Genomic DNA, 10,247 nt, shown 5'->3' with positions numbered 1-10,247 from the left:
CACAAAACGCTTCCAAATCCAAGCCCGTCAACGCCCGCATTTGGCGGTCGTCTGTAATCGTATTCACATCTAGCATGCCCAAAAATGCTATTTGGGAACAACTCTTGTGGATATCCTGGCCGGGTTTGCAGCGTAAAGAAGGAACCGGCGCCGTGAGCTACGCCCTGCGGTGGGTGCTGTTTGGGATTGTGGGCGGCAGCACGCTGCTGCTGCTGGGACTGCTCTTCGGTCTGAGCACCCGGTAGCATAGCGCACCTGCGCCACGGCTTACCGCTGCTCCGTGGCAGCATGCCCCAGCTGCCGCACCAGCAGGTAGCCCAGCAGCAGCAGCGCGGTGAGCAGCAGCGTGGCGCCGTAAGTGCCCGGATAGGCAAATGGATGAAGGAACCGCTCCAGCAGATCCTGCCCCAGCGCCAGCGGATTCGATACCACGTTCCAGCTGTTGTAGCGCAGGAACCGCCCGAAATACACGCCCAGGCTCCCCAGCAGCAGCGCCACCACCACGAATACCCAGCCCCCGCCCCGGCCGAAGGCGCGGGCATACAGGCGCTGCATTTCCTGCAACGAGCAGAAGCCCAGCATCAGCCCGTTCCAGGCGAAGGACAGAATCAGGACCAGATCGTACCACCCGGGCACCGCGGGCCAGGTGTACAGGTGAAAGAAATCGGTGATGAGGTAGGGCGCGTTGGGAAAGAAGACCAGCCACACGCCCGTAGCGGGCAGCAAAACCCGGCGTCGCACCGGTCCGGCCGCCAGGCTCAGCATGGTACTCATTCCGAAAGGCACCACGGCCAGAAACAGGTTCCAGAGCAGGAAAACGTAGGTGAGCTGGTGCGTGAGGTAGATGCGGCCCGCCAGCAGCGCCACGCTCGCGGCCATGGAAGCCCCAAACAGCAGCAGCAGCCCCAGCCGCTGGCGCATGTAGTCGAAGGAAAGCAGCGGCGGGGAAGCAGGCATAAGGCAGCAGGGGTGCGGAAAGCGAAGTACGGAAATTTTGCGCGGGCCGCGAAGGCCGCCGGCGCAGAATGCACTGGCCCGGTCTTACCCACCGTTCCTGCGTACCTTTGCCTGCCCGGAATCCGGCTTGCCGCCTTTTCCGCATCTTGCCCCGCTCCCACTAATCCGGACCGCCCCAATGAGGCTTACCCGCGTGCCCCTGCTGCTGTGCCTGCTCACCAGCTCTCCGCTGGCGCTGCCCGGCTTCGCCCAGCAGCCTGCTTCCCGTCCTGCCACCAAGGCCCTGCCGCGGCCAGCTGCGGCAGCACCGAAAACAGCTTCACCCAAAGCCCCGACGACGTCCGCCCGCCCGACTCCGACCGGCCAGCCCGCCGCGAAACCCTCGGCGGCGCCCAAACCGGCCGGCGCCGCAGCCCCCGCCCGAACCGCCGGGCCGGCTACGGCAGCGACGCCCAAACCGGCGGCGCCCAAGCCCACCGGTCCGCCCCTGCCGGCCAACCTGGGCGGGGCCGACCCGAACACCCGCTACCAGAACGGCAAAACCCTGATCGGCCAGACGCGCTACGAGTTGGCCATGCAGGAGCTGGAGCCCATTGCCCAGCCCAAAGCCCGCTTTGCGCGGGCGCCAGAAGCGGCCTACCTGTACAGCATTGCCGCCACGCGGGCTAAAAAATGGGCCGAGGCTGAGCAGATGCTGAACCTGCTGCGTACCGAGTACGCCACCTGGCCCGGCCTGGCCGACGCATTTTTTCTGCAGGCTCAGGTATCCTTCGAACTGAGTGAGCCCGAAAATGCCCTCCAGATGCTCAGCCAGCTGCCCGCCGGCCAGCTCATGACGGAGCGCGAAAACATGAAGGCCCAGTACGCGCCGCGCATCAAGGACAAGCTGGTATTCCAGAAGCTGCTGCAGACCTACCCCCAGGATGCCGCCCTGGGCCGGGCCTACGCCGACAAGCTCGCCACCGGCGGCTGGTACACCGAAGCCGACAAAGTCACCCTCGACCAGCTGATCACCCAGCTCAGCCTCGACCGTAGCCGCTACACCCCGCGGCCGCGGCCCGCCAAAAAGAGCAGCTACAACGTGGCCGTGCTCCTGCCCTTCGAGTTCAACGACCCGAGCTGGGAGAAAATCCGCAAAAACCAGTTTGTAACGGACCTCTACGCCGGCCTGCGCCTGGCCCAGGACTCCCTGCAGCGGGAAGGCCGCCCCGTGCAGCTGTTTTCCTACGACACCGGGGCCGACACGCTCCAGCTCAAGCAGGTGCTGGCGCTACCCGAGCTGGCCGGCATGGATCTGATCATCGGGCCGGTGTACAAGTCGGGCAGCAAGCTGCTGGCCCGCTACGCCCAGCAGCACCAGATTATCTGCGTCAATCCGTTGTCGCAGGACGGGGACCTGGTGCTGGATAATGGCTGGCACTACCTGTTTGAGCCCAGCTCGGCCACCCAGGCCCGGCAGGCGGCCCAGCTTGCCTTCAGCCAGTTTACGGCCCGCACCGCCGTGGTTCTGTACGAAGACACCAAGGACGAGGCGGCCTTCGCCCAGGCCTACAAGACGGCCTACGAAACGCTGGGCGGCAAGGTGCTGGCCCTACGCCGCATCAACTCCGACGTGGACGAATCCCTGGCCGCCGGCTTCGCGGGCCTCGACTTAAAGTCCGTCGGCCACCTTGTGGTAGCTTCCGACGCCCGCAAGATCGGGCCCTACACCCTGGGCGTGCTCCAGGCGCAGGGCGTGCGGGTGCCCCTGCTCACCTATGCTTCCTGGTTGGATAATGCCCGTCTCAGCCTCGGCCAGCTCGACGCCCGCGACGTGTATTTCATCCAGCCCAAGTACCTCGACAAGACGCTGCCCGGCGTGCGCCGCTTCCGCCAGCTGTATCTGCAGCGCCAGAACCTGCCACCGTCGGTGTTTGCCTTCACCGGCTTCGAGCTGCTGTATTACTTTGGCTCCCAGCTCCACCAGCACGGCCCGGCATTTCAGCAAAACCTGGCGGCCTCCGGCGCGGTTTCGGGTAGTGTATTCCAGGGCGTCGGCTACCCCGGCGGCGCCCACGACAACCAGTACGTGCCCTTTACCAAGCTCGAACGGCTGGAGGTGGAAGTGCTGAACCCGGTGGGCATCCGGTAGCGGCCCGGCCGGTGCCGGCTGCCGGCGTGCAGCCCGGCCACCCGGTATTTTCGAGTATCATTCCCATGGTCCGCCCCGCGCATGCGGCGCGCTACATCCCTCTCTTTCTATGTCTGCTGTTTCTCCCGAACTCCTCTTCCCTACTTCCGACGCGCTGTTTACCCGCGCCAAAAACCACATTCCCGGCGGCGTCAACTCGCCGGTGCGGGCCTTCCGCGCCGTGGGCGGCCACCCCATCTTCATGCAGTCGGCTAAGGGCGCGTGGCTGACCGACGTGGACGGCAACCGCTACCTCGACTTCATCAACTCCTGGGGCCCGATGATTCTGGGCCACGCGCCGGATATGGTGCTGGAGGCCGTGCAGGCCGCTATTCCGGCTTCGCTGTCGTTTGGGGCGCCCACGCGCCGGGAAGTGGAAATGGCCGAGCTGATTAAGAAGATGGTGCCCAGCATCGAGAAAGTGCGGCTGGTAAATTCGGGCACCGAGGCCACCATGTCGGCCATTCGGGTGGCGCGGGGCTACACCGGGCGCGACAAGATCCTCAAGTTTGAGGGCTGCTACCACGGCCACGGCGACTCCTTCCTCATTGCCGCCGGCAGCGGCGCCCTCACCCTGGGCACCCCCGATTCGCCCGGCGTTACCGAAGGCGTGGCCCGCGACACCATCACGGTGCCTTACAACGACCTGGAAGCCACCCGGCAGGCCGTCGAAGCCAACCAGAGCCAGATTGCGGCCCTGATTCTGGAGCCCGTCGTGGGCAACATGGGCCTCGTGGCCCCGGCCGAAGGCTACCTGCAGGGCCTGCGCGAGCTATGCACCGCGCACGGCATCGTGCTGATTTTCGACGAGGTGATGACCGGCTTCCGCCTGGCCCGCGGCGGCGCCCAGGAGCTGTTCGGCATCACCCCCGACATGACCACGCTGGGCAAAATCATCGGCGGCGGCATGCCCGTAGGGGCCTACGGCGGCCGCCAGGACATTATGGACTGCGTGGCCCCGGCCGGCAAAGTCTACCAGGCCGGCACGCTCTCCGGCAACCCCATTGCCACCGCCGCCGGCATTGCCCAGCTCACCTACCTGCAGGAGCACCCCGAGCTGTACGACGAGCTCAACCGCATCACCACCCGCATTGCCGACGGCACCCGCCAGATTGCCGCCGAGCTGCGCCTGCACTACACCGTCAACCAGGTGGGCTCCATGTTCAGCGTGTTCTTTACCAGCCAGCCGGTGGTGAACCTGGAAGACGCCAAGACTTCCGACACCGAAGCCTTCGGCCGCTACTTCCGCGCCATGCTCCACCGCGGCATCTACCTGGCCCCGGCGCAGTACGAGGCGCTGTTCGTGTCCACGGCCATAACCGATGAGCTGGCGGACGTGTACCTGACGGCCTGCCGGGAGTCCATGCGCGAGGCCCACGGGCTGTAGGATTTGGTTTTTGGGGAGTGGTTTTTGGTTGTTAGCTTGTCATCCGGCGCCTGGCTCCGGATGACAAGCAAGACCCGCGGGACTACCGGCCGAAAACAGTTTTTTCGCCCGGTTTCCGAACCACAGCGGCAAGCGGTTACCTTTGCGGCCAAACTGTACTGCTGCCATGTCCCGACTTCGCCTCTTATTCCCGGCAATTTTCCTGCTGTACGTTATTTGCCTGGCTCCTTGCTATGCCCAGACGGAAGCCCCGGCGGCGGCCAACAAGCGCCTGTTTGACCGTACGGTGGATGAGCTCAACTTCCGGACGATGGAAACGGTGTACGACAAGTCGTTTACCCGCAACAAGTTTCCCGTTTCGCTTCGCTCCCACCAGGCCCGCAAGCAGTTCGACGGCTTTGGGGCCAACACGGACCTGAAAAAGCTGTTTCAGAATTACAACGACGCCTCGGAGCGCTTCAAAAGCCGCTTCGGCAAGGGCCGCACCGACCTGGTAGAATTCGAGAGGCAGCTTCGCAGCGTGCTGCTCGATAAGAACTTCGAGTTCTTCATCCGCAACCTGCCCCGCGACGAGCGGGTGGCGCTGATCCGGGCCGAGGAGCGCGTCATCAAGCAGGCGGCCGCCCAGTTCAATGCCTCGGAAGACCCCGCGCCCGATGATCTGGCGGCCGACGGCGCCGCCGTGCCCCCCGCCGATGCCGGCGCCGAGCCCCCCGTTACGGCCCCCATCGAAGACCCCGCGCCCCAGCCCGAAGCCCAGGTCACGGGAACTACCACCATCACCGGCCCCGCCCAGCGCGGCGCGGAGGCCAGCCGCCACGACTGGCTCGACTACCTGACGCTGCTGCTGGCCGCAGCCAGCACCCTGCTGCTGGCCCACGTCATCCTGAACGTGCTGCCCGACCTGCGCGCCCGCCTCGACGGGCTGGCCGAAGAGCTGGAGGAGCAGCGCCCCGATATCGTCCGGCCCAAGCGCCCTGTTGCCGGGGCTTTGCCCGAAGACCGGTACGAGGATGAGGAAGCGAATTAATTAAGAATCAGTAATGAGCAATTAGTTGCTGCTAATGCCCATTTCTGGTCTGTAACAGCAGTAAGCGCCATTACTGAAAATTCTTAATCAGTAATTCTTAATTAGTAATTACCCCACCCATGATTCTGACCGACCAGCAGATTCTCGCCGAAATCCAGCGGGGCAACATCGTCATCGAGCCCTACGACCCCAGCTGCCTCGGCACCAACTCCTACGACGTGCACCTGGGCCGCTACCTGGCTACCTACCGCGACGCCGTGCTGGACGCGCGCAGGCACAACGAAATCGACGTATTTGAGATGCCCCGGGAAGAAGGCTTCGTGCTCCAGCCCGGCGTGCTCTACCTCGGCGTGACGGAAGAATACACCGAAAGCCACGCCCAGGTGCCGTTTCTGGAAGGCAAGTCCAGCGTGGGCCGGCTGGGTATCGACATTCACGCTACCGCCGGCAAGGGCGACGTGGGCTTCTGCAACACCTGGACCCTGGAGATTTCCGTCACCCAGCCCGTGCGCGTCTACCCGGGCATGCCCATCGGGCAGCTTATCTACTTCGCCGTCCAGGGCGACGTGCAGACGTTCTACAACCGCAAGGCCAACGCCAAGTACAACGTCCGCACCGATAAGCCAGTCGAGTCGATGATGTGGAAAAACGAGTGGTAAAGGAATAAAACCTTGTCATTGGGCCGGCCGCAAACCTGTCGTTGCGACGACCGGGCAGCCAGCCGTCAGCTGAAACAGACAGGAGGCCTCAAGGCAGAAAGCCGTTGTGGAAGCATCCGCCGGGGCTTTTCGGCAGTGCGCGGCTAGGGGCACTGTTCAGAATGGCTTGCTGTACGGTGCGCGTAATGACTGCCCTTGGTCGGGCGTTAGACTGGTGGCTCCGGCAAAACTCACCCGAACTCCCTGGCACAGTTTTTCGTTAGTAAAGCCATACCAGCCTTGGTTTAGTGCTTTCGCACTGCCTGCCCGGGCTTTCACGGAACTGTCAAGCTAACGTTTCTATATCATGAGAAAGTCACTTGCTATCGGCGCGCTGCTCCTGGCCACTACCCTCGGCGCGCAGGCGCAGCCTTCGCTGGTTCAGCCCCAGGATAAAACCCAGAGCTCTCCCCGCCTCTCGTCCGACGTGCAGGCCCGCGCCAAGCGCCTCTCCGACCAGATGGCCCGCGACCTGCGCCTCAATGGCTACCAGAGCACCAAGCTCCGCGCCATCAACGAGGACAAAGTAGCCAAGATGGCCGCTATCGAGCGGCGCAACGCCGGCAACGCCAAGCTGATCGACGAGCAGTGCGGACTCGTCTGCAAGGAGCGCGACCAGGAGCTGCGCGCCGTGCTTTCCACCGACCAGTACAGCGACTACTACGATTCCCGCTCGGATTTTTACCGGTTCGACAAGGACTTTGCGGCCCGCGCCGTGAACACCAGCTTCGTTAACTCGGTGCAGAACCCGCTGCCGGCCAGCAGCAAGGGCGCAACCATCGGGCCGGCCAGTACCCCGGCGCCCGCCACCCGCTCCACCAACGTCCGAGGCCGCTAGTCGCGCCACTAGCCTAGCAAAAAGCCCCGCTGAAGTGATTCAGTGGGGCTTTTTTTATGTTCCGGCCGGCTGGTTGGGGGGCTAGTTGCTGCCGCCTTTCGCGGCTTCCTCGTTGAGGTGGTTCATCAGTTCGGTGCACAGGTCGCGCATCTTCTTCACCATCACCATGTCGGAGGTGGCGGTGTGCAGGCTCTCGGCCATGGCCCCGATGGTATCGACGTAGAAGTGCTTCATCTCGTCGACGGGCATGTCCTTGGTCCAGAGGTCGATTTTCATCGTACCGGCCTGGTCCCGGTCCCAGAGGGCAATGTTGATGGCTTTGGCAAAGTGGATATCGGGGCCCGCATCGGTGGCCTGCCAGCTGATGGCCTCGGGTACCTTCTGGTCGTCGAGGGCAATGCTGAAGCGGATTTCGGATTTTTTCATGAGGCGAAAAGAGTATAAAAGAACGTCATGCAGAGCGTTAGCGAAGCATCTTGCGTGAAGCCGTTGGATTAGTAATCCAACATCAGCACGCGAGATGCTTCGCTGCGCTCTGCATGACGTTCAAACTTGGTTTGTTCAGGCCGCGTAACCGCCGCTACACGTAGTTGTTGAGCATCACCGGCATCACCAGCATCAGGATGCTTTCGTTGTCGTCGGGGGTGGTGGGCATGAGCAGGCCGGCGCGGTTGGGGGTGCTCAGCTCCAGGGTGATTTCCTCGGAGTCGATGTTGGACAGCATCTCGGCCAGGAAGCGGGCGTTGAAGCCGATTTCCATGTCCTCGCCGTCGTACTGGCAGGGCAGCTTCTCGTTGGCTTCGTTGCTGAAGTCGAGGTCTTCGGCCGAAATGGTCAGCTCGGAGCCGGCCAGGCGCAGGCGCACCTGGTGGGTGGTCTTGTTCGAATAGATCGAGATGCGCTTCACCGAGTTCAGGAAGTCGGCGCGGCTGATGATGAGCTTGTTGGGGTTGCTGACCGGAATAACGTTTTCGTAGTCGGGGTACCGCTCGTCGATCAGGCGGCACACGAGGCGCATCTGGTTGAAGCTAAAAAAGGCGTTGGAGTTGTTGAACTCCACGCGCACGGTGGTCGCCTCGGAGGGCAGCGCGCTTTTGAGCAGGTTGAAGGCCTTGCGCGGAATAATGAGGTTGGCGGTCTGCCCGGCGCCCACGTCGGAGCGGCGGTAGCGCAGCAGGCGGTGGCCGTCGGTGGCCACGAACGTCACCTGGTTGTCGGCCAGCTGCACCAGGATGCCGGTCATGGCCGGGCGCAGCTCGTCGGTGCTGACGGCGAAGATGGTCTTGTTGATAGCCCGGGAAAGCGACGACGACGGCATCTCAATCGGGGCCGAGCCTTTCACCACGGGCACGCGGGGGAAGTCGGTGGCATTCTCGCCGGCAAGCTTGTAGCGGCCGTTGGAGGAGCTGATTTCGATGGTGTAGGTTTCCTCGTCCAGGGTGAAGGTCACGGGCTGGTCGGGCAGGTTCTTGAGCGTGTCGAGCAGGATGCGGGCCGGGGCGGCAATGCGGCCACTCTCGCGGGCTTCCACAGGCAGCTCCGTAATCATGCTGGTTTCCAGGTCGGAGGCCGTAATCGTCAGCTTGCCGTCCTCGATTTCGAAGAGAAAGTTCTCCAGAATCGGCACCACGGGATTGTTCGTGACCACGCCGTTGATGCTCTGGAGCTGCTTGAGCAGGGCGGAAGACGAGACGATAAACTTCATAGGGGCGGAGGGTTTCGGGCGTTTGGGGAAGAGGACAAAGATAGGGAACCGCCGCGGGGTTTTCTAGCGCCCCAGGGGCCGCAATGGCAAGCCGTCGGCCGGCCCTAGCCGGGGCAAAGTAGCGGAAACCCGCAACCTGATTCGACAAAACGCCGAATAAATTAAACTCCGCTATTGTACGCGGGGCCAAAACCGCTTTATTTGAGTCCTTACTCCCGATGCCCGTCCGCTGATGCCCGCCCCTTCCCTCTACCATCTGGTCTACCAGAGCTCTGCCACCGCCCCCTTCAGCGACCAGGACCTGGAATCCATTCTGCGGCAGTCCCGCGCCTGGAACATGGCCCACGAGCTGACCGGGGTGCTGCTCTACAGCCACGGCAACATTATGCAGGTGCTGGAAGGCACCGAGGAGGAAGTGCGCTACATCTTCGGGCACATCGAGCGGGACTACCGCCACATCCGGCTGGTCAAGCTTTCCGACGGGCCCATTGCCCGGCGCAACTTCTCGCAGTGGAGCATGGGCTTCAAAACCGTCGACCCGCAAGACTTTGAGCACCTAAACGGCTACCTCAACCCCACCCGCCCCGGCTACCTGACTACCTACTCCGACAACGAGAACATTTCCCTCCACGAGCTGCTGGCCACCTTCGTAACGGAAAACGAGATTCGGTACTAGCAACTGGCCAGACTTGTAACAATTTTCGTTGTAACAATCTATATTGTTACAACGAAAATTGTTACAAGTCTTTTTTCACGTTGTTTTCTACCGCATGGCTGATTCCATCCGCACCCAACTTGGGCTAACCCAGGAACGAATGGCCGACTGGCTGGGCATGAGCCGCGTGAGCGTGACGCTGGCCGAGCAGGGCCATCGGTCCCTGCCGCACAGCGCTGCCCTGCAGGAAGGCCGCCTCTCTTTTGCCCGCCTGGGCCGGGTGCTCGACGCAACTGGGCAGACCCGCCCCGCCCCGCCGCCCCTGCCCCCACCCGCTCCCGACCCGGAGCCTCTGCTGGCCCGCCTCGATTACTGCCAGCACCACCTGCGTAATCTGCGCTACAAGCTGAAGCTGATGCAGGCGCGGGCCGCCCCCTACGAGGCCCGCCTGAAAGCCCTGCCCGCCCTGCGCGCCTGGACCGGCCCCATCCGCAACCCCGCGCTGGAAGAAAGCTGGCTGGCCCTGTTTGAGGCCGAAGCCGTAAGTACCCTGCTCGACGACTGCGGGACCGGGCCGCAGAAGCTGCTGACAGCGCGCATCGCCGGACTGGAGCGGGAGGCCGAGGTGCTGGGGGAGCTGGGGGAGGAAGGGCACCAATAAGGCGTCAAAGTCCTTATCTTGTCTGAACAGGCAAACCGCCTTCCGATGAACAAGCAGACGATCTTAGAGCCTGTTAAAAATTAGAATTTTCGAATGTTCACCTCGCTTAAACAGGGTAAAAACAGCATTTCTCGTAGCCAGCCAAG

The 10,247-nt window shown here is 63.1% G+C and carries 10 protein-coding genes; 7 read left to right on the top strand and 3 right to left on the bottom strand.

The features are described 5' to 3' along the window. Positions 1 to 267: 267 nt before the first annotated feature. Positions 268 to 957, bottom strand: a complete 690-nt coding sequence (locus ABD842_RS07350; RefSeq protein WP_345112135.1) for a DUF1361 domain-containing protein — start codon at positions 955 to 957, stop codon at positions 268 to 270. A 178-nt stretch (positions 958 to 1,135) separates the two neighbouring features. On the opposite strand from ABD842_RS07350, the gene ABD842_RS07345 reads away from it, so the two are divergent. The 5 genes from ABD842_RS07345 (at position 1,136) to ABD842_RS07325 (ending at position 7,080) form a co-directional block, all read left to right on the top strand. Further along, positions 1,136 to 3,088 (top strand): ABC transporter substrate-binding protein, encoded by a 1,953-nt coding sequence (locus ABD842_RS07345; protein ID WP_345112132.1) that lies wholly within the window; start codon positions 1,136 to 1,138, stop codon positions 3,086 to 3,088. Positions 3,089 to 3,197: 109 nt separating this feature from the next. Beyond that, on the top strand, positions 3,198 to 4,514 hold the full coding sequence (gene hemL / locus ABD842_RS07340; protein ID WP_345112130.1) for a glutamate-1-semialdehyde 2,1-aminomutase: 1,317 nt from the start codon (positions 3,198 to 3,200) through the stop codon (positions 4,512 to 4,514). A 166-nt stretch (positions 4,515 to 4,680) separates the two neighbouring features. Beyond that, entirely contained in the window at positions 4,681 to 5,544 is an 864-nt protein-coding gene (locus tag ABD842_RS07335) for a hypothetical protein (RefSeq protein ID WP_345112128.1), read from the top strand. A 119-nt stretch (positions 5,545 to 5,663) separates the two neighbouring features. Then, positions 5,664 to 6,203 carry a dCTP deaminase gene (gene dcd, locus ABD842_RS07330; protein WP_345112125.1) on the top strand — a complete coding sequence of 180 codons (540 nt, stop codon included), beginning with the start codon at positions 5,664 to 5,666 and terminating at the stop codon, positions 6,201 to 6,203. Between the two features lie 346 nt (positions 6,204 to 6,549). Continuing rightward, positions 6,550 to 7,080 (top strand): hypothetical protein, encoded by a 531-nt coding sequence (locus ABD842_RS07325; protein ID WP_345112123.1) that lies wholly within the window; start codon positions 6,550 to 6,552, stop codon positions 7,078 to 7,080. Between the two features lie 81 nt (positions 7,081 to 7,161). On the opposite strand, the gene gldC is transcribed toward ABD842_RS07325, so the two are convergent. After that, complete coding sequence (gene gldC, locus ABD842_RS07320) at positions 7,162 to 7,506, bottom strand: gliding motility protein GldC (RefSeq protein WP_345112120.1); 345 nt, start codon at positions 7,504 to 7,506, stop codon at positions 7,162 to 7,164. Positions 7,507 to 7,660: 154 nt separating this feature from the next. After that, the gene (gene dnaN / locus ABD842_RS07315; protein ID WP_345112117.1) at positions 7,661 to 8,785 is read right to left on the bottom strand and encodes a DNA polymerase III subunit beta; all 1,125 of its coding nucleotides are present in this window, start codon (positions 8,783 to 8,785) and stop codon (positions 7,661 to 7,663) included. Positions 8,786 to 9,017: 232 nt separating this feature from the next. Between dnaN and ABD842_RS07310 the strand changes: the two genes are divergently transcribed. Both ABD842_RS07310 and ABD842_RS07305 read left to right on the top strand, forming a co-directional pair. Then, on the top strand, positions 9,018 to 9,461 hold the full coding sequence (locus ABD842_RS07310) for a BLUF domain-containing protein (protein ID WP_345112114.1): 444 nt from the start codon (positions 9,018 to 9,020) through the stop codon (positions 9,459 to 9,461). Positions 9,462 to 9,555: 94 nt separating this feature from the next. After that, on the top strand, positions 9,556 to 10,101 hold the full coding sequence (locus tag ABD842_RS07305) for a hypothetical protein (RefSeq protein ID WP_345112113.1): 546 nt from the start codon (positions 9,556 to 9,558) through the stop codon (positions 10,099 to 10,101). Positions 10,102 to 10,247: the final 146 nt, after the last annotated feature.

The sequence above is a fragment of the Hymenobacter algoricola genome (assembly GCF_039539525.1).
Lineage (GTDB): Bacteria > Bacteroidota > Bacteroidia > Cytophagales > Hymenobacteraceae > Hymenobacter > Hymenobacter algoricola.
This window is presented reverse-complemented; position numbering and strand designations above follow the sequence as displayed.

Excerpts from the sequence above, each read along its gene's own strand:
- ABD842_RS07350 (WP_345112135.1), bottom strand. The coding sequence starts at position 957 with ATGCCTGCTTCCCCGCCGCTGCTTTCCTTCGACTACATGCGCCAGCGG.
- ABD842_RS07345 (WP_345112132.1), top strand. The coding sequence starts at position 1,136 with ATGAGGCTTACCCGCGTGCCCCTGCTGCTGTGCCTGCTCACCAGCTCT.
- hemL (WP_345112130.1), top strand. The coding sequence starts at position 3,198 with ATGTCTGCTGTTTCTCCCGAACTCCTCTTCCCTACTTCCGACGCGCTG.
- ABD842_RS07335 (WP_345112128.1), top strand. The coding sequence starts at position 4,681 with ATGTCCCGACTTCGCCTCTTATTCCCGGCAATTTTCCTGCTGTACGTT.
- dcd (WP_345112125.1), top strand. The coding sequence starts at position 5,664 with ATGATTCTGACCGACCAGCAGATTCTCGCCGAAATCCAGCGGGGCAAC.
- ABD842_RS07325 (WP_345112123.1), top strand. The coding sequence starts at position 6,550 with ATGAGAAAGTCACTTGCTATCGGCGCGCTGCTCCTGGCCACTACCCTC.
- gldC (WP_345112120.1), bottom strand. The coding sequence starts at position 7,506 with ATGAAAAAATCCGAAATCCGCTTCAGCATTGCCCTCGACGACCAGAAG.
- dnaN (WP_345112117.1), bottom strand. The coding sequence starts at position 8,785 with ATGAAGTTTATCGTCTCGTCTTCCGCCCTGCTCAAGCAGCTCCAGAGC.
- ABD842_RS07310 (WP_345112114.1), top strand. The coding sequence starts at position 9,018 with ATGCCCGCCCCTTCCCTCTACCATCTGGTCTACCAGAGCTCTGCCACC.
- ABD842_RS07305 (WP_345112113.1), top strand. The coding sequence starts at position 9,556 with ATGGCTGATTCCATCCGCACCCAACTTGGGCTAACCCAGGAACGAATG.